This window comes from Desulfovibrio sp. SGI.230 (genome assembly GCF_050313065.1).
Classification (GTDB): Bacteria; Desulfobacterota; Desulfovibrionia; order Desulfovibrionales; family Desulfovibrionaceae; genus Desulfovibrio.
Genome location: NZ_JBNPKS010000004.1, coordinates 39,512 through 60,079 on the forward strand (window position 1 = coordinate 39,512; position 20,568 = coordinate 60,079).

Sequence of the window (20,568 nt, forward strand, 5' to 3'; positions counted from 1 at the left end):
GCAATACTGTAGGGATGCAATGTAAAAACAAATAATGATTATCCATAATATTAAATGGGATGCATCCTTTCGAAAACGAAGGGGAAAATGATGCCGACAAAGGACATCAGGGCATAAAAAAAGGGAACGCACAGCGTTCCCTTTTTTCGCATATAAGGAAAAGGTTCACATGAAACAGGCCATCATGCCTGGATGTCCTGCTCCAGCGCATCCCGCAACAATTCCGCCTGGACCTCCGGTCGAAGCGGCCCCGGAAGGGCCGCATAGCCCTCGAAAGGCATCATCTGGGCATAGAATTTTTCTTTGTCGTTACGAGCGGCCAGCAGCTGCAGGGCATCCTGCATGCAGATATTGAGGTGCCAGTGCTTCTGCCGGCTCCAGGTCCTGACAAAAGCCGCCATCCTGGCGCAGCCGTCCTTACCAGCCACCGCACGCGGCGGCATGGGGATCTCCAGCATGCGGGCGGCACGGGCCAGGCCCTGCTCATATTTGCAGGCAGCCACGGAATGCAGGATCGCCGTAAAGCCGTTGCGGGCGCAGCCCGCCCCCGGCGAGATCCCTGCGGAAAGCGCATCGCCGGCCCGGCGCCCGTCAGGCGTGGCGCCCGTGACGCCCCCCATGGCCCGGTGACTGGTCACAGGCACGTAGAAAATCTCGGGGGTACCACCGTAATAATTGAGATGACGGCCACAGAACTCGACCATGAAACGGTCGAGCCTGGCAGCGATGTCATCGACCCTGTCATCCTGATTGCCGAACTTGGGAGCGGCCAGACAGTACTGGCGCTCCAGCTCGAAACCTTCGAAGTTGTTCCTGAGAGCTTCCAGAAGGCGGGCCATGTCCAGAACGCGCCGCTCATAGACCAGCCAGCGGATGGCCGCCAGCGAATCCACCACTGTCGCGAAGCCGGTAGGGCCGATCTGCCCGCCCAGGATCAGGGCGCCTTCCAGTCTGCCCACGTTGATGTCCCTGCCCTGCTCCATACACAGGTCATGCAGGCTGGAAAGCAACGGTGCCGCCACATGGGCTGGGCGCAGGGTATCCGCCACATATTGCTGGATGAGGACCTGCTCCAGAATGAAGGAAAGCTGGGCGAAAAAGGCTTCCTCAAAGGCAGCGTATGTGCTGAAAGCACACGGATCGCCTGTCTCCAGCCCCAGCCGGCCGCTTCCCTCCATGCTGCAATGCCCGTCATACAGCACCATCTCGAGCACGGCCGCAAGGTTGAACCAGGTCGTGCCGGTCAGATAGGTCGTCCGGTTGATCAGACGCACCTCGCTGTAGCCGGAGCCGCTGTAGTCACGCGCCTCCTCAAGGCCGGCCCCTTTCCTCACGAGCAGATCGATGATCTCGACATCATTCATGAATTTCGGGCCGCGCCCCTCCCGGATGGCGGCACAGGCCGCCTGCAGCAGATCTTCCGGCGTCTTTTCGTGGATCCGCAGGCTGAGTTCGGGATAATCCAGCGGGAACTCGCGCCGGGAACGCAGCAGCAGCCAGGAAAGCTCGTTGGTGGCATCACTGCCATCCGCCAGCTGGCCCCCGATGCAGGTGTGTTCCCAGTGGGCATTGCCTTCATAGATCTGGATCCCGGCCGCCGTCGGCTGGACACGCACGAACTGCGCCATGTTCAGCCACAGGCAGTCCAGCAGCTCCAGGGCCTGATCTTCGTCCAGGCGGCCCTCCTCCCTGTCCTTCTTGTAAAAAGGATACAGATACTGATCCATGCGGCCGTTGCTGATGATGCCGCCGTGCAGCTGTTCCAGGCGCGACACCAGCTGGGTGAACCATTGGGCCTGCAATGCCTCGTGGAACGTACGGGCGGGCTGCCAGGGCACATGCTCGCAAATGGCCGCGATGCGCTCCAGCTCTTCACGGCGCACGGCATCGCCACAGGCCGCCGCCTGCTGCCGGGCAAGCGCGGCATAGCGGCAGGCAAAGCTCCGTATGCCTTCGCAAAGGATCATCACCGCCCGGTAAAAAGGTGCCTTGTCCCAGTTGTTGGACGGGTCGTTGATGTCCAGGGCATCCAGACGCCGGGCGGCCTCCTGATAGATGCCGCAAAACCCCCGTTGCAGGACCTTGCCGTAATCCAGCACCCACTGCAGGGAATGGCGGACCGTGGCTGTCTCGTGGATGATGAAGGACGGTACGTAAATGTCCCCGTCCTTGTAGAGAAGCCTGCGCAGATGCAGGGGCACCGCATCGGCCAGACTTTCCCGGAAGGTCCTGCCGGCCCAGAAGGGCAGCAGCTCGTCGCGTATGACGGCGATGTCCTGCTCGGAAAAATGATGCGGCATATCTTCCGCCGACTCCAGCAGGCTGCCGGCGGTGGCAAAATAGGCTCCTTCCAGTTCGGGATAAAGGATGCCGTAGCGTCCTTCAGGCCCCCCCCTGCCCACGATGAGCTCGTCCGGCAGGATCCGCACGTCTATGTTCTCCATGACGTGCGCCAGGGCCTTGGCCCAGCGCACCACCAGCGGCAGGTGCTCGGTAGTGCGGAACGAACGGGTGAAATAACGTGCTCTGTCCACCGACAGGCGAGGCACCTGGCCCGCGAAGCGGGACAATATGCGGGCCGTACGTGCCCGCGGACTCGTCATGACAGCCTTCATCACGCCTCCCCTTCTGCCCGTCCGTGCCGCGCCTCACGACGGCAGGCCGCCACCACGGCCCGCAGCTCCTGCAACTGGGCGCTGTCGGGACCAACGCTGGCCAGCTGGGAACGGACCATCCCGAGCTGGGCATATTTTTCTTCCCCTACCGGCAGGCACGGCAAAAGCTCGTGGCGCGTCACCGTGGGCAACTGGGCCACATGCCGTGCCATGTCCCGGATATCCGCCTCATTGTCATTGAAGCCCCGGACGACCGGGGTCCTGACCCAAAGGGGCAAGGCCGGGAACTCACGCACGATCCTGTCCAGATTCTCCAGTATCCGGCTGTTGTCCATATGGGTGAACGCCCGGTGCTGGCGGCTGTCCAGATGCTTGAGGTCGAAGATCAGCAAATCGCAATGCCGCAGGGCCGTCCTGTTTTCTGGAGCATCCAGATCGAACCAGCCGCAGGTCTCGATAGCGGTATGCAGTCCCTTTTGATGGGCCAGCGTCATGACCGCGGCGGCCAGGGTCGGCCGGACCAGCGGCTCGCCGCCGCTCAGGGTCAGCCCTCCGCCGGAGGTGCAGTAAAAATCCCTGTCTTTTTCCGCTTCCTGCACGATGTCCGCGGCCGTCATGGCCCGCCCTACCAGCGAGAGCGCCCCCGAGGGGCAGACCTGCGTGCACTCCCCGCAGACACGGCAAAGCTGCCGCCGCACCACGGGCCTGCCGTCCGTATCCGGTCCCGGCGGGACGATCCCTCCGGACCGGCATACCTCCAGACATCTGCCGCAGGCCGCCGCACCGATGCAGAACTGCGGTACATAGCGCAATTCCTGCTGAAAATGCAGGCTCTCGGCATTGTAGCACCACGGGCAGCGCAAGGGGCAGCCCTTGAGATAGACCGTCGTCCGCCAGCCGGGCCCGTCCTGGACGGCCCCCCGCTGGATATGGGAGACCAGGACCATCTCTCTGGAAAGATTCTCCACTGCTTCCCCGTATGCCATCACGCCTTACCTTCCTGTCCCATGTTGTGCTGCGCGAGCTTGCGCCACAGGGTGGTGGGATGCATGCCCAGCATCTGGGCCGCCTCATGCATGGTCGCGCAGCGTTGCAGCGCCTGCCGCAGGCATTCCTCCTCCACAGCAAAAAGGATGTCCTTCAGGGGCTTGCCGTGCTGGTAGACCAGGCTCGCGGCATCTCCCTCCTGCTCGGCCGGGGCTGCCGCCTGCGCCGCCCCTCCCTGCCGCATGGCAAGGGGCAGGTCTTCGGGCCGCAGGACATTGCCTTCGGACATGACCAGCATCCACTCCATGATATTGCCCAACTCCCGGGCATTGCCCGGAAAGGAGTGAGAAAGCAGCAGGTCGATGACCTCGGGAGAAAGGCGCTTCCGGCAGCCGTGCCGGACGTTATGCCTGTCCAGCATGTCCAGGGCCAGCGCATAGATATCTTCCTTGCGTTCCCGCAATGGCGGGATCAGGATCGGGATGACGTTGAGCCGGTAAAAAAGGTCCTTGCGGAACCTGCCCTGCTCCACATCCTCGGCCAAGTTCCTGTTGGTGGCCGCCACGATGCGGACATCCACGGAGACCGGCTTCGTCCCCCCCACCCGCAAAAAGGCGTGCTTGTCCAGTGCTTCCAGCAGCTTGACCTGCATGGGCAGGGGAAGTTCGCCGATCTCGTCAAAAAAGACCGTACCGCCGTGGGCCGCTTCCAGCAAGCCTGTCTTGCCCTTGGGATTGGCGCCGCTGAAGGCCCCGCGTTCGTAGCCGAAAAGCTCGCTCTCCATGAGCTGCTCGGGGATGGCACCGCAGTTGATGGAAACGAACGGCCCGCTCTTCCGGGGCGAAAGACGGTGGACGATGGCCGCCAGCATGCTCTTGCCCACCCCCGATTCTCCCTGCAGGAGGACGGAGCTGTCCGTCTGGCTGACCTTGATGGCCCTGTCGACCACGCGACGTATGGCCGCGCTGCGGACGACCATGCCCACTTCCTGGGTCACCTGACTGAAGATGTCGCCCCCGTGTGCCACGGCTTCCGCCTCTTCGGCACTCCGGCGGCTGTCTTCCAGCTGCTGGCGCACATAATCGAAACGCTCCAGATCCATCAGCGAGACCACGACGAAGCGGGGCTTTTTGTGATTGTCCAGAGAAGGGACCGACCACAGCAGCAGGGGCCGTCCCTGGCAGCGGGCGATGCTCTGGGCAGGCAGGGCCCGCTGGAGGCAGTGCGCGACCTCCACGGCCAGCTCGGGAAAATCTTTTTCCAGCTCGCGCACGTTGCGTCCCTGCAAGCTGTCGCGCTCCATGGCGCACAAGCGACAGCAGGGAGCATTGACCCGCAGGATGCGCCCTTCCGCATCCGTCACCAGTACGGCCTGCGGCAAGGCCTCCAGCAATCCTTTCAGCTGGCTGTCCAGCTCCCGATACGCCCCCAGCTGGCGCACCACGGCATCCAGCGATGAGATCTCCTGCATGGCGCAGACCACGCCCGCCACCTTGCCGTTTTGCAGGATAGGCAACCGGTTGGCCACCACCGTGGCCGCAGGCAGGTGCATGGTCTGCCCCAGCAGCGGTTTTCCCGATGTCAGGACCCGTTTGGCTTCCACCCAGTCAGCGGCATTGAAATCCGCCAGCGGATACCCGGGAAAGGGCGTCTCGCCCCCTTGGTAAAAGCGCCTCATGCTTTTATTGACGGCAATGATGCTGCCGCTGGCATCCACCACAAGGACACCATCGCTCATGGCATCCAGGATGGGCATGAGGGGGACAAGCTGCTGCGGCAAAAGTTGAATACCCATAGAACTCATGGCACGCCCTGAAAAGATTGGAGATATGTCACGGTACAGACCGGCAGGCCGGAGCGGCCCCGGCTGTTTTTGCGATGATACTGCATTTATGCAAATTGTGAAGACTTTCCTTTGCTACAGAGATCATCATGCATTTGCGCAATGCAAATATGCAATACCATCCTTCTATACTCCTCTCCTGCCTGCGAGGGGCAGGCCATCCATAAAAAATTATTTAATAAATATTATAAACTAGTTATACGTAAAAACATAGTAAATTCCCCATAACGGCACCCTTTTTGCTTTGCCCCTCCGCAACGGGGAGATCCTGCCAGCCTCCCCAAAACCATGCGGAGGAAGCAGTCCCCATGTCCATGCGTTCACCGGCCCCCAGCCTGGGCAAGGTGGAATTCCTTGTCCTGCTCTGGACGACCTTTGCGGCCTTTGCCGCTCTTTATGGTCCCCAGCCGTTGCTGCCGGTCATCCAGCAACATTTCGGGGTCGGCAGCCAGTCTGCCAGTCTGCTCATGACGCTGGCTATCCTGCCGCTGGGGCTGGCGCCGGTCTGCTACGGCTATATCCTCAACCTGTGCAGTACCCGCCGCCTTTTGCAGCTGACCACAGCTCTGTGCGCTCTTGTCCTGCTGGCAGCCTCGTTTACGACGGCCTTCTGGCAGCTGCTGGCCCTGCGCACCCTGACCGGGCTGCTGGTCCCTGCCATCCTGCTGGCCCTGATGACGCACATCTCCCTGCACAGCCGGCAGGAGTCCCTGCAACGGGCCATGGCCATCTATACCACGACCACCATGTTCGGGGCCTTCCTGGGCAGGATAGGTTCCGGTTTCATCACCAGCTGGCTTGGGTGGCAGGCCGCCTTCCTGACATATGCCCTTTTGCTGGGGTCTGCACTGCCCTGCCTCCTGCTTTTGCAGCGGACCAGGAGCACACAGCATGACGTTTTCTCCCCGGCCCACCTGTTAGGAGTGCTGCGCCAGCCGGGCCTGCTGCTGCTCATGCTCATCGGCCCCCTGTGCATCTTCGCGCATGCCTCTGTCCTGAACCTGGCGCCCTTCCGTATGCGGGAACTCCTGCCTGATGCCGGCAGCTGGGCTACAGGCCTGCTCTATGTCCCTGCCTTCATCTGCTCCCTGCTGGGGATCTTTTCCAAAAAGATCATGCGGCTGCTGCACGGTGAGATGCGCACGATCCGTTGCGGCGTCCTGCTCTTCCTCGCCTCTGTCCCGAGCCTTCTCCCTTCGAGCCCGCTCTCCCTGCTCCTGGCCATATTCGGTATGACGACGGGCTTCGTACTGGTCTACACCACGCTGCCCGGCGTGGTGAACCGCATGAGCCTGGCCGAAAAGAACATGACCAATGGCGTCTATCTTTCCGTTTACTACACCTTCAGCGCCCTGGGGACCTGGCTGCCTGTCATGGTCTACAGCCACTTCGGCATCGTTTCCTATGTCCTCTGCCTCACGGGCGTCTTCGCTCTGGCCCTTTCCCTCGTCCGCAAGAACCTCACCATCAACCTGTAAGAGAACATCATGAAGATCATCGACTTCCGCTATCGTCCCAGCACCCGTGCCTCTCTCGACAGTGTCATCAAAAACCCCGTGTACTGCGAATACATCAAAAAGACGGATTTCTGCTCCCGCCCCGAGAAGAGCCTGCCGGAGTGCATTGACGAACTGCGCGGCCTCGACATCGCCAAGGCTGTGGTCTCCGGGCGCGACATCGAATCCACCTATGCCATCCAAAGCACCAATGACGACGTGCTGCAATGCATGGCGGCCGCGCCCGACCTGTTCATCGGCTTCTGGGCCTATGATCCCCACAAGGGCATGACGGCAGTGCGCCGCTTCCGCAAGGCCGTTCTCGAAGACGGCATCCGAGGTGCCGCCATCGACGCCGCCATGGCCCACTGTGCCGTGGACGATGCCAAATTCTATCCGCTGTACGCCATGTGCTGCGAGTTCGACATCCCCGTCATCATGACCGCCGGTCTTTCGCCCTTCATGCCCAAGGTCGTCCTGGATTCGACCGATCCCCGTCACATCGACCGCGTGGCCACCGACTTCCCCGAACTGAAGATCCTGCTCAGCCACGGCGGCTATCCCTGGGTTCTGGAAGCCATCGCCCTGGTCCTGCGCCACAGCAATGTCTACATGGACTTCTCCACCTGCGAATCCAAGCTGATGGGACAGAACTACATCCAGGCCGCCAACGAATACATCACGGACAAAGTCGTCTTTGCCAGCGCCAATCCCTTCGTGGAAGTCCACAAGGCCGTCGAAAAATATCAGCGTCTCGATCTTACTGAAGAATGCCGCCGCAAGCTCTTTTATGAGAACGGCATGAAGCTGCTGGGCCTCAGCAGCCTGTAGGCAGGCGTACCGGAACCATCAACATCAAAGAGAACACCATGGACATCACGACGTTCAAGATCTGTCGCCGTATCGTCAACGGATGCGGCAGCTTTTACGGAAATATCGCCGAAGAGGCCGCCTCGCTGAACGGCCACAGGATCTTTCTGGTCTGCGATCCCATCCTGGCCAAGCTGGGCCTGACGGAGAAGACCGCGGCCCTGCTGCGTGAAAAGGGCTTTGAGGTGGCGATCCATGCCGACGTGGAACCCGAACCCCGGGTGGAGAGCGTCCTGGCCGCCGCCGAACAGGCCCGTGCCTTTGGGGCCGACTGTGTCATCGGCATCGGCGGCGGCTCATCGCTGGATACCGCCAAGACCTGCTCCGTGCTGCTGGGCAACCAGCAGGACATCCGCGAACTGTACGGCATCGAAAAGGTGTCCAAGCCGGGAGCGCCCCTGATCCTCGTCCCCACGTCTGCCGGTACGGGGAGCGAAGTCACGGACATCGCCATCCTCTCCGACGAAGCCGCCCAGCTGAAGATGGGCATCGTCAGCCGCCATATGCTGCCCGCCAGCGTGATCCTGGATCCCGAACTGACCCTGAGCCTTCCCAAGGGCCCCACCGCAGCCAGCGGCATGGATGCCCTCATCCACGCCATGGAAGCCTACACCTCGATCCATGCCACGCCCCTTACCGACATGTGGGCGGAACATGCCATCGCCCTCATCGCTCCCAACCTGCGCAAGGCCTGGGCCCGCGGTGAGGACATCCAGGCCCGGCAGGCCATGCTGACCGGCAGCTTCTACGCCGGTGTGGCCTTTTGCAATGCAGGCGTCACGGCCGTGCATGCCTTTGCCTATCCCATCGGCGCGCGCTACCACATCCCGCACGGTCTGGCCAATACCCTGATGCTCCTGCCCGTCTTCCGCTTTAACATGGTAGGCAATATGGAACGCTTTGCCCGACTGGCCGCCATGCTGGGAGAAAACACCACCGGTTTGAGCCACGAAAAGGCCGCCGGTCGCTGCCTCGATGCTCTGGAAAGCCTGGCCCGCGACCTGCAGGTGCCCCGTCATCTTGCCGATTACGGCGTCACGCCCGACGATGTGCCCGTGCTGGCCGAATCCGTACTGCAAGTGACCCGCCTGCTGGGCAACAATCCGCGCAGCGTCTCGTTGCAGGATGCCATCAACATCTACCGGGAAGCGCTCTAACGCCTCTCCCCGGCCTGTCTGACCGGCAGGCTGCCAGCCATACACACCATTGCCCCGATCCGGCAACATGTCCAACGGCACTTGCAGTCATGCAGGTGCCGTTTTTCTGTTCCCGGGGGCCTCAGCCAAAAGCAAAACAAAGGCACACCCGCCACCCCGGATATGCCCTTCCCTTTCACGGCCTCCCCGTATAACAATCGTCGGGCGAGGAAGGGTTGCCTATCCCGTCCGTGCATACCGTCCGGCTGCGGCCATCCTGCCCCAAGGAAAACACAGGCACGCTGCCTGCGCATGACCAGCCTCACCATGCGATCCTGCAACGGATGCCTCCATGCATAAGCCTGGCAGGCATTGGGGCCCTCACCATCGTGCTGGCTCGGTTCTCCCGCACATCAGGCAAACAGAAAGGATATATCCATGCATCACCTGCTACGGGAACGAATGCGGCTCCTGCCGTTAACGGCCCTCCTTTGTGTTCTTTTCCTCCTCATGGTTGCCTGCGCTCCTGCGCACCGCAAGACAACCCCGGATGCAGGTCTGGAGCTGCGTCTCCTGCACGTGAATGATACCCATGCCTTTCTTGCCGGTATCGATGACCGCATGAACGCCTGTTTCGAGGCCGCGGACTGCCGCGGCGGCCTGGCTCGCATCAGCGCAGCCATCCAGACTGCCCGGCAGAAGCAGGACAACGTCATCGCCCTGGACGCGGGCGACCAGTTCCAGGGCACCCTGTTCTACAGCGTCAACAAATGGCCCGTGATCGCCGCTGCGGACGCGCTGCTGCCCTACGACGCCATGACCTTGGGCAATCATGAGTTCGACGAAGGATGCCGCGAACTGGCCCTTTCCCTGGAGGCCCAGCCCCTGCCGGTGCTGGCCGCCAATCTGACGCCGCAGCAGGGCTGCCCGCTGGCCGGGAGCCGCATACGCCCCTACCTTGTCCGGACGGTACGCGGGACCAGGGTGGGCATCATCGGGCTGGCCAATGACGAAGTCACCGGACTGGCGGCCGCCTGCCCCCGGACCACGTTCCGGGATGCGCGGACAACACTGCAGCAGTACGTCGCCGAGCTGGAGGCTCAGGGCATCCGGCATATCATCGTCGTGACCCATCTGGGGCTGGAACGGGACAGGGAGCTGGCCCGCAGCGTCAACGGCGTGGATGTCATCGTGGGCGGCCATACCCACACCTATCTCGGCCCCGGTTCCAAGGATGGTCCCTACCCCATCGTGGAACACGCGCCGGACGGCGCTCCTGTCCTCGTGGTGACAGCCGCCCGTGCGACCCGCTATCTGGGGGATCTGAGCATCACCTTCGATGCGGCGGGCACCCCTGTGTCCTGGACGGGCGGTCCCCGGGAACTCCTCCCGGCCCTGCCGCAGGACGAAGCCATGACCCGTCTGGTGGCCGGCTACGCGAAGAGCCTGGAGCGCTATCGTACGGAGATCGTAGGCCGCCACAGCGTGCGGATGCCGGACGGCATGGAAGCCTGCCGCAAGGGCGACTGTTTCAGCGGCCTGCTGACGGCAGACGCTTTTCTGGAATACGGAAGGAAACAGGGCGCACGTCTGGCTCTGGTGAACGGCGGCGCCATCCGGGCCTCCCTGCCCGCAGGCGACATTTCCCGGGGGGATCTGCTGGCCCTGCATCCCTTTGACGGTCAGGTGTATGTCCGCGAATATTCAGGCAAACAGATCATGGACGCCCTGGAGCACGCCGTGTCCGGGCCCGACGGGGAAGGGCCGCAGCTGCTGCAGGTGGCGGGCCTGGCCTATGAGGCGGATACCAGCCGCCCTGCAGGCCGGCGTCTGCAGGCCGTCCATATCGTGGACGAACGCGGTCGGCGGCATGTGCTCGATCCTCAGGGCCGTTATGGTGTGGTCCTGAGCGATTTTCTGGCGTCAGGCGGCGACGGTTTCGGGATGTTGCGGCAAGGCCGTCTGCTGGGCACCAGCCCCTTGTCCGTCAGGGAGCTGACGGGCGACTACATCCGGCGTCATTCCCCGCTGACGGCACCACGAGGGGAACGTATCATCCTTGATCGGGCGAACGGCCAGAGCCCGCAGTAAGCCGGGAGAGGACGCCAGGCAGGCCCCCCGGAAGAATCGATACGGACAGGATGCGCCCGAGAAATCCCGGATGCGCCGACAGACAGCTTAGCCTCCAGCCATGGTAAACAGGGAACAAAAGGGAACGGAGAAAGCAGAGGGAAAAGAGAGGATAGACAGGGAAAGGGCACCGGCTCAGGGCCGGAAGGGCTCAGCCGAGGCACCAGGGAGGCGAGGCTTGTAGCGGCCCCGCGTCAGCATAAAGGCTGGCAGAGGAGATGAGAGAGGCAGCAAGGGCTCCCGCCCCGCCTGTTCTTAAGAGTGCGTCGGCTGGTCCGCAGGAACGTTCCGGTTCCAGTAGACCAGGACGCGCCGGACGAATTCCTGCGTTTCAGGAAAAGGCGGGATGCCGCCGTACTGCTCCACGCTGCCGGGCCCGGCATTATAGGCCGCCAGGGCCAGCTCCACGGAGCCGAAGCGCTGCAGCTGGTGCATCAAATACTGGGAACCGGCATAGACATTGGCCCGGGGATCGAAGGGGTCGATGAGTCCCAGCTCTTCCTGGGTATGGGGCATGATCTGCATGGCCCCCTGGGCGCCTACGGGTGAGACCGCGGTGTGGTCAAAGGAGGATTCGGCCTGGATGACCGCCAGCACAAGCCCCGCGTCAAGGCCGAAGATCTCCTCGGCCTCACGGGCCAGACGGCGCCATTCCTCCGGTGCGGGAGGCACGATGTCGTCATGGATCACCGGTGCGGACGGCGGGCGAAAAGGCGTACGCCGTGCCGGTGCGGCAGCAAAAGCCTGCCGCTCGTCCCGGTCAGCCGTTGATACGGCGGCCACGGTCATGGTCTGGGGGGCAGGAGCCGTCATGGCCGCTGCGGCCTGCCGGGCATCGCCCGGGGCTTTTTTCTGCGGCAGGGAAGCGACCCGTACCATGCGCGGCAGGACCTTCTGCTCCTGATATTCATGGGAAAGGATGCCCGTACCGGGCTGCAGGGGCACCGGCGGCAATGCCGCTTCCGGCGGAGGCGCCACATGCCCGGACGTCCGGGAGCCACAGCCCCCGGCCGGCAAAAGGCACAGCAGCAGGCAAAAAAAACAGAAAATATGAAGGCAGCGGCTATCCTTCACGGCTCAATTTTCGTCGTGGGCAAGCTGGAAATAGAGTTCGATGGTATTGGTGCCGTCATCACCGCTGTAGCAATGGTGCGCGGAAACGTTCTTGACCAGGTGGACGCCCAGACCGCCGATGGGGCGATCCTCTGCGGCCAGCGACGTGTCCGGTGTGGCGGTCTCCATGAACGGATCGAAAGACGTGCCCCAGTCCCGTATCCAGACGCAGAGGAAGGGCGCGCTGTCCATGCTCACCCGCTTGAAGCCCAGTTCCATCTGCCCCCAGTGGGCGCTCCTGTCGCCTTCCTGCGGGCAGGTGCCGGCATAGGCATAGGTGGCCACATTGACCAGCAGTTCTTCTACTGCCAGTTCCACGAAACCAAGGATGTCGGCGTAGTCGGCGGCCAGGTGTTCACGCAGGAATTCCATGGCCGGCGCGCAGCTGTCAACACGGGCGGGAAGCATGATTCTGGCCACAGCCTACCTCCTTGCCCTCTCAGCCGGCCAGAGCCGCAAGGGCTTCCTGTCGACTGTCCCGGACAGTCAGCATGGCGTTGAACCCGGAGATGCGGAACACTTCCGCCGTCATGGGCTGCAGGGAACAGAAGGCCAGCTTGCCGGCACAGGCCTTGAGCGCCTTGACGAGCCCCAGAATGCCCCGCAGTCCGGCGGAGCTGATGTATTCCAGCCGGGACATGTCGATGAGCAAACGCTGCTTGCCCGCTTCCAGCAGGGCGCGGGTCGCGTTTTCGAATTCCGGTGTCGTCGTGGCGTCCATGCGGCCTGCAAGCTCCACGATGGCGATACCGTCCTGTTCCGTTACGATGACTTCCATAGAACCTCCGAATCTGGCTACTGATAGCTGAGCAGCAGGCCCTGACTGATCTTCAGCCAGCCGTCCAGCGTCACGAACAGCAGCAGCTTGAACGGCAGGGAAATGGTCATGGGCGAAACCATCATCATGCCCATGGCCAGCAGGACATTGGAAATGATAAGGTCTATGGCAACGAAAGGCAAATAGAGCAAAAAGCCGATCTGGAACGCCTTGGTCAGTTCCGTGATGGTAAAGGCCGGCACCAGGATGAACATGTTGTCACGCGTGATGCTCTGCCGCTGATGCTCCGGCCATATGCGCTGGGCCGTACCCATGAATTCCTGCAGGATGGCGGGGCTGGTGTTCTTTTCCAGGAATTGCCGCAACGGCGGCGAGACGGCCTGCAGGGTCTCCAGCATCTCCGAAGGCTTCGGGTTCGCGCTGAACCGCTGTTCCTCCAGCAGGGCCTTGGTATCCATGGCCACCGGCGCCATGATGAAGACCGTCAGGATGATGGCCAGGCCGTTCATGACCATGGCTGGCGGCACCTGCTGCACGCCCAGCGCGTTGCGGACAAGGCTCGTGACCACCACGATCTTCACGTAGGACGTGACCATCATGAGCAGGAAGGGCGCCAGCCCTAAGAGCGCCAGGCCCGCGATGAGATAGAGGGGATTAATCCCGGCCAGTTCCATCCCCGGCCCCCTGCGGCGTACCGCCGTCCTGTCCGGCAGCATGCATGCGGGTGATCTGCACGCCCGGCATGCCGCCCACATCCACCAGACGTCCCTGCGCCAGCAGCTGCCCCGCCACACGGATGTCCACGACGGGCGACGGCGTCTCGCCGCCCAAGGCCAGCGTATGCCCGGGGACAAGCGCCGCCAGTTCGTCCAGACGAAGATGCAGCCTGCCGATCTCAAAGACCACAGGCAGTTCCAGTGCCCCGACAGATGCGGGGGCCACCGTGGGGGCTTCTGCGGCGGGCCCATCGCCCTGGACGGCCCCGGCAGGGGCCAGCTGTTCTTCACTCATGCCGTCCTCGCTTTCTTTCTCTGCAGACTCCCGGCCGGGATCACCCATATCCGGCCCCAGCACGGACAAGATCCCTTCCCCAAGCCGGCAGGCCAGTGCCCTGCCCTGCGGCAGGCGCAGACGCGGCGTCTCAGGGGCCCAGCTCTCCGGCAAAAGGACATCCCCCGGGACCAGCGTCGCCGCCTCGTCTGCGGACAGATGCATGCGCCCCGCTTCCAGCGGACAGGCCAATGTCCCCGTGAAACAGCCCCCGGCCTCCGTGCGCATGGGGAGCTGTTCCAGCCGCTCCAGCACATAGCGTGCGGCATTTTCCTTCGTCCAGGACAGACGCAGGAAGACAGCCTCACCACCGGGCAGATCCAGCCGCAGGGGCAACGAACCGCCCCAGGCGATCCCGGCCTGCGGTGTACCGCTAAAACGCAGTTCACAGCCCAGGAAGGGTTCCAGCCGTTGCAGCGCAGGCTGCAGCAAACGCTCCAGAACAGCCAGACACAATTCGCCGGGCAGGCGGGCAAAGGTCTGCTCCCCTGCGGGCAGGGCGCTGCGCCAGGCGGCAAGATCCGTCCTCAGGGCCAGTGCCTCCAGAGATGACCATTCCAAGCGCCACAGCTCCTCGCCACTGCTCAGATACAGCACGGCCGCCGGAACAAAGGGAGCATCCTGCTCCGCGGTGGCCGCTGCGACATTGAACGACAACGTACAGGGAACAGGCTGCTCCGCACCGGCATCCAGCGCTACGGTCAGCGGCAGGGCCCGGCAGACGAGGGCATTGACCAGCCGCGCCTGCAACGGCGGCAGCGCTGGCGGGATGAAAGGCCGGGAAGGGATCACCTGGGACATGACTCACCTTTTCCGAAATCAGCGGGATCTGTCCGCTCCCCTTCGGAGGGGGAAAATATCGCGGCGCGCCGTGTGGCGGCCGTAGCTACTCCACGTCAGGGACGTAATCCTGGCGGCCCCGGGACTGCTGCCGGGCATCGCCTTCATTGTCGCCGTCCGCCCGGCTCTGGACGATCTCCACGCGAACGTTCTCGCCACTGCGCTCCAAAGCGCTGCGCAAGGCATCCTGTGCCCCCACCGCCGTCTGGAAGGACGCCGGATCGGCGCAGGCGAGCCGGATGAACAGCTGGCCGTCCTGCGCCCGTGCCAGACACAGCTCCGCGCCCGAAAGCGGGCCCTGCCCCAGCGTGATGCGGACTTCCGGAGAGCCCTTGCCCGGCTCGGAGACCAGGATGCGGTCCACCAGTTCGTTCACGAGGGCGTCCACATCCCCGGGAGCCGGAGCTGCCTGTGCGGCGCTCGTCTGCATGCTCTGCATGCGGCTGCCGAAAAGGCTGTCCAGCAGCGCCTGGGGCGACAGGGCATCCTGCCGGGAACCGCCCCGACCATTTTCCTGACCGCCCTGCCCGTCCCGTTCCCGGGATTCCTGCATGGCCCGGTCAAAACGTTCCTTGTCCCTGTCGTCCACGGGACGATCCGCGCCTTCACGCTCCGCCTGCATGCGGGAATCCGCTTCCTGCAAGCGTCGGGAACTGATCTCCATGCCCATGGGCACCTCCAGCATATGCCGCCATGCGGATCCGGCCGAACACCCTGCGGGGGCCTCAGGCATCGTCACTGGCGCGGGAAGGGGTGGCGAACTCCTCCAGCTCCAGATCTTCCAGATGCTCCTGCTCCCGTTTGGCGTTCTCCTGCCAGATGTCACGATGTTTCTCGATCTTCGCCGCTTCCCGGCGGGCCAGGGCCACGGCCCTTTGCGCACCGGTCACGGCCTGTTCCTGCTGCCGCACCTGCTCCTCCGCCTGGCGCACGGCCTGGAAGCGTTCCTGCTCTCCGGTGGCCAGCATGCCCAGAGAGGCCCGAAAATCCGCCACCTCTTCCAGAGAAAGGCTGGCCCCCAGGATGGCGGCATAACGCCGCTCTTCTTCTTCCTGCCGCCAGACGCGGTAGCGTTCCAGCTCGGCCTGCCGCCGCCCCACTTCCTCACGCGCCTGTACCAGCCGGCGTTCCTCCAGCCGCAAGGCGTTGCGGGCGGCGTCCTCCCGATAGTGGCGAACGGACAGCAGGGCCTGCAAGGGATAGAGTCGTTGCGCCATGATGCACCTTTGCCATATGCAGAGGCCGGGCCCCGCTTACAGCACGACCTTTTTCAGGGCCGCCAGGGTCTCCTCGAACGAACTTTTTTCCTCCAGCCCCTGGCGCAAGAAGGCATTGACCGCCTGGATATGTCCCAGGGCGAAATCCGCCTCGGCATCGGCCCCTTTCTTGTATTCGCCGATCTGCACCAGCAGCTCCACTTCCGCATACTTGGCCAGTATCTTGCGCAGGGCCTGGGCCGCGGCCTTGTGCTCCTTGTCCACCACGGCGTTCATGACGCGGCTGACGCTGGCCTGGACGTCGATGGCGGGATAATGGTTGGCAGCGGCCAGCTTGCGCGAAAGCACGATATGCCCGTCAAGGATGGACCGGGTCTCGTCGGCGATGGGTTCGGTCATGTCATCACCTTCCACCAGCACCGTATACAGGGCGGTGATGGAGCCTTTGTCCGAATTGCCCGCCCGTTCCATGAGCTTGGGCAGCTCCGAGAAGACCGACGGAGGGAAGCCCCGGCGGGTCGGCGGTTCTCCGGCCGCCAGACCGATCTCGCGCTGGGCGCGTCCGAAACGGGTCACGGAATCCATCATCAGCAGCACGCTCTTGCCCTGATCGCGGAAATATTCGGCAATGGCCGTGGCCGTATAGGCGGCCTTGAGCCGCTCCATGGAGGAACGGTCCGACGTGGAGACCACGAGCACGGCCTTTTTGCGCCCTTCCGGACCGATGTCGCGTTCGATGAATTCCCGCACTTCGCGGCCGCGTTCCCCGATGAGCGCCAGCACGCAGACATCGGCCGTGCAGCCTTTGAGGATACTGGACAACAGCGTGGACTTGCCGCCGCCGGCTGCGGCGAAAATGCCCATGCGCTGCCCTTCCCCGCAGGTCAGCACGCCGTCGATGACGCGCAGGCCCAGGGAGATGGGCTTGCTGATGACCTTGCGGGTCATGGGATTGGGCGCTTCGGCCACCAGCGGATAGTGGGTGCGCGTCCTGATGGCCGGACCGCCGTCCATGGCCTGCCCCAGACCATCCACCACGCGGCCCAGCAGCTCATAGCCCACGGGGACGGAGAGTATCTCGCCCGTGGGGATGACTTCCGTGGCCGGGGAGATGCCCTGCATATTGCCCAGGGGCGACAGCAGAGCCACGTTCCTGACAAAGCCGACCACCTCGGCCTTGAGGCTCCAGTTTTCCCAAGGATTGCGCAGCAGGCAGAGTTCCCCCACCTTCACACCGGGGACCACGGCACGGATGATGGTGCCCACCACCTGCTCCACGCGTCCCCGCGTCTCCAGGGGATTGACGTCGCGGACGGCCTCTTCCAGCAGGTCGCCGATGTATTCGAAGGCCATCTACGACTCCCTGATCTTGCCCAGCAAGGCGTGCTCGATAGCCTTGAGCTGGGTCTCCAGGCTGGCGTCCACGACCCCCAGCTCGCATTCCAGGATGCAGTCCCCGGGCTTCATGCGGGGATCGGCCGTCACGTCCAGAAACGTGGCGCCGTTGGGAGCGGACGAGATCATGGCCGCCAGCGAGGTCCGCACCGCGTCCTTGTCGTCGGGAGAGACACGGATGAGCACACGCTGCTGGCTGCGCACGGCGTTCAGGGCATTGCGCACCACGCGCACCGTGCATTCCCGGTCGTCCAGCTCGCCGATGATCTTGCGCACGGCGGAGGTCACCACGCCCACGAGCTTGGCTTCCACGCCTTCGATGTATTCCACGGCCTGCATGGCCGTTTCCATCATCTTTTCGGCCTGCTCCATGCGGCCTTCCATGAGGCCGTCCTCATAACCTGCCTGCCTGCGCTCCTCGTAGGCTTTTTCCGCCTCGGCAGCCATGGCGGCAGCCCGTTCCCGGGCAGCGGCCAGCACATCGTTGGCTTCCACAAGACGCGCATAATCGGCCGCGCGCAGCACCCGCACCCCAGGGGCGGGCATCACGGTATTGCCCGTCAGTCGAAACACGGCGCCCATGACGGAGCCACCTCCTTGAGCAGCAGTTTTTTCACCCCGCGCCACAGTTCGTGGCGTTCATCTTCCGTCAGGGACGGCAGCACGGCCGCCTCCGGCAGCGCGGGCAGACGATCGCAGACGCGCAGGGCCACGTCTTCCGGCCAAAGCCCGGCCACCAGACGCAGCGCCATATTGCCGTGCAGGGCACAGCGTTCCGCCAGGGGCAGATCCGTATCCCGCCACTGGAAGAAGCGCCGCACGCCCCCCAGCTGGTAGCGGCCCCGCTGCAGGGCGTACTGATACGTCTCCTCTCCCAGGGATTCCCGCAAGGGCAGGACCTCATCCCGCAGCAGCACAGTCGCGATGGCCGGAGCATGCAGGACAACGCCCGTCACCCGGCACAGTTCCAGCAGCGCCGGAGCATCCAGAAGAGCCAGGCGGCGCGACTCCTCGGCGTAATCCCAAAAGGGGACCGGTACGGCAGGCCCGCTTTCAGCAGCGGCCGGCCCGTGCGTCAACGGGCGCTGCTGCAGCCAGGCCCAGAGGCTGTCCGCAGCCCCGCCCAGCTGTTCACGGCAGTCATCCGGCAGCCGCGGCCCGCCTTCCGGCAGATTGGCCTGCAGCAGGCGCTGCCACAAGGCCGGACGACGCGCGAGGACGTCTGCAAAAAACTGTTTGTGCATCAGGCCTCACCCTGCTTGCCGGTGTCATCCCCTTCCCCGGCCTCAAGGGCTTCACGGGCAGCGCGGCGACGGGCCAGCAGACGGCGACCATAGACCCAGCCGCCCACGCCCAGGGCCAGAAGCACGGCCGCCATGGCCAGCATCTGCAACAGCAGGGCGGGCGTATGGGCCCCCGGCGAGAGCAGCGGGGACGGGAGCTTCGTATCCGGTACCGTCACGCTTTCCCGCACCGGGACCAGCATCACGCTCACATTGTCGTATTTGAGCGAGGCCACGGCGCCCGCCACCAGCTCCCTGATCTCGGGCACAAGGTTGACCACGGGCGAATCCAGGGTATGACGCAGGAAAACCGCCGCTGAGGGCGCGATGGTGATGTTGTTCACCTTGTCGTTGACGCCGAGCACCACGTGGACGCGGGCCGTCAGCACGCCGTCGATGCGCGAGAGCGTGTCCGCCAGCTCCTGCGAAAGGGCGTAGGACATGCGGGCCTGGACCTCGGAGGTGGACGAGATCATGCCGTCACCGGCAAACACTTCCCCCAGGTTCTTGAAGGCTTCGCGCGGCAGGCTGTTCTCCTTGAGGACCTGCAGGGCGCGCACCAGCTGGTCGTCATCCACCAGCAGCGTATAGCCGTTTTTGCCTGCGGCCTGCTTTTCCGCCTCGATCCCCCGCCGCAGCAGGGTGGAAAGCATCTGGTTGGCCTGATCCTCGGACAGGCCGGAGTACATCTCCACCTTACAGCCGGAAAGGAGCAGAAGCAGGGAAAGCAGCAAAAAAAGCATGGGACGCAGCATGAAAAAACCTCTTAAGATACGGGTGCCTAACCGGACTGGCGCAGCAGGCCTTCCAGGCCTTGCGTCGTCTGCTGCGATGTCTGGACACCCACTTTGGCCTGTACGTTGAGCATGCCCACAAGCTGCTGCACATGCAGCAATTCCTGCGGGCTGATGGCCGCCCCCTGCGCGGAGACACGCTCCAGCAACTGGCCCAGCTCTTCCAGAACATCCTGGCGGGAGATCCCTTCGCTCTGGAAGACGGCCTGAGGCTCCGTCACCTCCTGCCCGGCGGGGACATCAGCGCCACCGGCTGCGGCGGGCTGCTCCACGGCAAGAGGGTTCCCGCTCTGTTCCACGGCAAGAGAGCCTTCCGCCCCCGCTCCGTCAACTGGCGGGCACGGCATGGCTTCCGCCGGTCCCGGCAGGAGCGCCGCTGCCGACGATGCAGTGGGGCCGCCCTCACCGGCCGCAGCTGCGGGGCCTTCTGGCGGAGCCGTGGAGAGCGCTTCCTCGAAGGCCCGCACCAGCTCACGCGACGGCGCACCGGAAGGACCTCCCCCGGAAGGCTCGCCCGCCCATTGGGAAAGCTTTTCCAAAGCTTCCAGCAGCTTGGTCGCCCCTTGTGCCGATGCGGGGATCATAGGCCGTGCCTCCCGGTGGACAAAACGTCATGCCGCCGGTCAGGCGACTTCCATGACGGCCCGGGCCATATCGGCCGCAGCGCAATCCTGCGGAATGGCGGCAAAGGCCTGCTCCGCATCCCCTCTGCGCCCGGCCAGCAGACAGGCAAGGCCACGCATGGCAAGGGCGTCGGCATCAGCGGCATTATCCGCAAGGACCTGGTCCAGGATGGTGAGCGCGGTATCGAAATCGTCCACGACCACATGAGAAAATGCCAGCCCCACAAGGGCCGGCGCGAACCCCGGCCTGAGCGCCAGGACTGCCTGGAAAATGGTCCTTGCCTCCCCGACGAGCCCTTTTTGGCAGGCCAGATTGGCCAGATCCAGCAGGCGGGCCATCTGTTTTTCGGAAACCATATATCTCTCCCGTTTTAGGGGCCGGAAAACGGCCCCGTCAC

General features: G+C 63.8%; 20 protein-coding genes. 4 read left to right on the forward strand and 16 right to left on the reverse strand.

Annotation, left to right across the window (positions count from 1 at the left end; genetic code table 11):
* Positions 1-182: 182 nt before the first annotated feature.
* Genes ACQRAG_RS05345 through ACQRAG_RS05355 form a run of 3 tightly spaced genes read right to left on the reverse strand, consistent with a single transcriptional unit; the run spans position 183 to position 5,397 of the window.
* Positions 183-2,615 (reverse strand): pyruvate formate lyase family protein, encoded by a 2,433-nt coding sequence (locus ACQRAG_RS05345; RefSeq protein WP_427803915.1) that lies wholly within the window; start codon positions 2,613-2,615, stop codon positions 183-185.
* A complete protein-coding gene (locus ACQRAG_RS05350; RefSeq protein WP_240937719.1) occupies positions 2,615-3,601 on the reverse strand; it encodes a glycyl-radical enzyme activating protein in 987 nt (328 codons plus the stop codon). Before ACQRAG_RS05350 ends, ACQRAG_RS05345 begins: the two co-directional genes overlap by 1 nt.
* Positions 3,601-5,397 (reverse strand): sigma 54-interacting transcriptional regulator, encoded by a 1,797-nt coding sequence (locus tag ACQRAG_RS05355; protein WP_304020444.1) that lies wholly within the window; start codon positions 5,395-5,397, stop codon positions 3,601-3,603. The genes ACQRAG_RS05350 and ACQRAG_RS05355 overlap by 1 nt, the downstream gene beginning before the upstream one ends.
* A 356-nt stretch (positions 5,398-5,753) precedes the next feature.
* Here ACQRAG_RS05355 and ACQRAG_RS05360 point away from each other — a divergent pair, with 356 nt between their 5' ends.
* The 4 genes from ACQRAG_RS05360 (at position 5,754) to ACQRAG_RS05375 (ending at position 11,038) form a co-directional block, all read left to right on the forward strand.
* Positions 5,754-6,923 (forward strand): MFS transporter, encoded by a 1,170-nt coding sequence (locus ACQRAG_RS05360; RefSeq protein WP_297159611.1) that lies wholly within the window; start codon positions 5,754-5,756, stop codon positions 6,921-6,923.
* 9 nt (positions 6,924-6,932) lie between these two features.
* The gene (locus tag ACQRAG_RS05365) at positions 6,933-7,772 is read left to right on the forward strand and encodes an amidohydrolase family protein (protein ID WP_204625444.1); all 840 of its coding nucleotides are present in this window, start codon (positions 6,933-6,935) and stop codon (positions 7,770-7,772) included.
* Between the two features lie 38 nt (positions 7,773-7,810).
* On the forward strand, positions 7,811-8,968 hold the full coding sequence (locus tag ACQRAG_RS05370) for an iron-containing alcohol dehydrogenase (protein ID WP_168936130.1): 1,158 nt from the start codon (positions 7,811-7,813) through the stop codon (positions 8,966-8,968).
* A 489-nt stretch (positions 8,969-9,457) separates the two neighbouring features.
* Positions 9,458-11,038, forward strand: coding sequence for a bifunctional metallophosphatase/5'-nucleotidase (locus ACQRAG_RS05375; RefSeq protein WP_427805287.1), 1,581 nt, complete (start codon positions 9,458-9,460; stop codon positions 11,036-11,038).
* Positions 11,039-11,332: 294 nt separating this feature from the next.
* On the opposite strand, the gene ACQRAG_RS05380 is transcribed toward ACQRAG_RS05375, so the two are convergent.
* From ACQRAG_RS05380 to ACQRAG_RS05440, 13 genes are all read right to left on the reverse strand, one after another.
* Positions 11,333-12,055, reverse strand: coding sequence for a lytic transglycosylase domain-containing protein (locus tag ACQRAG_RS05380; protein WP_427803913.1), 723 nt, complete (start codon positions 12,053-12,055; stop codon positions 11,333-11,335).
* Positions 12,056-12,154: 99 nt separating this feature from the next.
* Positions 12,155-12,610: an ATP-binding protein gene (locus ACQRAG_RS05385; RefSeq protein WP_168936128.1), complete on the reverse strand. Its 456-nt coding sequence runs from the start codon at positions 12,608-12,610 to the stop codon at positions 12,155-12,157.
* A gap of 19 nt (positions 12,611-12,629) precedes the next feature.
* Entirely contained in the window at positions 12,630-12,968 is a 339-nt protein-coding gene (locus tag ACQRAG_RS05390; RefSeq protein WP_168936127.1) for an STAS domain-containing protein, read from the reverse strand.
* Between the two features lie 17 nt (positions 12,969-12,985).
* Entirely contained in the window at positions 12,986-13,636 is a 651-nt protein-coding gene (sctR, locus tag ACQRAG_RS05395; protein WP_320620020.1) for a type III secretion system export apparatus subunit SctR, read from the reverse strand.
* The gene (gene sctQ / locus ACQRAG_RS05400) at positions 13,623-14,819 is read right to left on the reverse strand and encodes a type III secretion system cytoplasmic ring protein SctQ (RefSeq protein WP_427803912.1); all 1,197 of its coding nucleotides are present in this window, start codon (positions 14,817-14,819) and stop codon (positions 13,623-13,625) included. The genes sctR and sctQ overlap by 14 nt, the downstream gene beginning before the upstream one ends.
* An 85-nt stretch (positions 14,820-14,904) precedes the next feature.
* Entirely contained in the window at positions 14,905-15,528 is a 624-nt protein-coding gene (locus ACQRAG_RS05405) for a hypothetical protein (RefSeq protein ID WP_427803911.1), read from the reverse strand.
* A gap of 55 nt (positions 15,529-15,583) precedes the next feature.
* Positions 15,584-16,075 (reverse strand): type III secretion system stalk subunit SctO, encoded by a 492-nt coding sequence (gene sctO, locus ACQRAG_RS05410; protein WP_168936124.1) that lies wholly within the window; start codon positions 16,073-16,075, stop codon positions 15,584-15,586.
* Positions 16,076-16,111: 36 nt separating this feature from the next.
* Positions 16,112-17,428, reverse strand: a complete 1,317-nt coding sequence (gene sctN / locus ACQRAG_RS05415) for a type III secretion system ATPase SctN (RefSeq protein ID WP_168936123.1) — start codon at positions 17,426-17,428, stop codon at positions 16,112-16,114.
* A complete protein-coding gene (locus ACQRAG_RS05420; RefSeq protein ID WP_168936122.1) occupies positions 17,429-18,052 on the reverse strand; it encodes an HrpE/YscL family type III secretion apparatus protein in 624 nt (207 codons plus the stop codon).
* On the reverse strand, positions 18,031-18,714 hold the full coding sequence (locus ACQRAG_RS05425; protein WP_427803910.1) for a SctK family type III secretion system sorting platform protein: 684 nt from the start codon (positions 18,712-18,714) through the stop codon (positions 18,031-18,033). The genes ACQRAG_RS05420 and ACQRAG_RS05425 overlap by 22 nt, the downstream gene beginning before the upstream one ends.
* Positions 18,714-19,508, reverse strand: a complete 795-nt coding sequence (sctJ, locus tag ACQRAG_RS05430; RefSeq protein ID WP_040369131.1) for a type III secretion system inner membrane ring lipoprotein SctJ — start codon at positions 19,506-19,508, stop codon at positions 18,714-18,716. The genes ACQRAG_RS05425 and sctJ overlap by 1 nt, the downstream gene beginning before the upstream one ends.
* A 26-nt stretch (positions 19,509-19,534) precedes the next feature.
* On the reverse strand, positions 19,535-20,131 hold the full coding sequence (locus ACQRAG_RS05435; protein ID WP_168936553.1) for a hypothetical protein: 597 nt from the start codon (positions 20,129-20,131) through the stop codon (positions 19,535-19,537).
* A gap of 39 nt (positions 20,132-20,170) precedes the next feature.
* Positions 20,171-20,527, reverse strand: a complete 357-nt coding sequence (locus ACQRAG_RS05440; RefSeq protein WP_168936552.1) for a tetratricopeptide repeat protein — start codon at positions 20,525-20,527, stop codon at positions 20,171-20,173.
* Positions 20,528-20,568 lie beyond the last annotated feature (41 nt).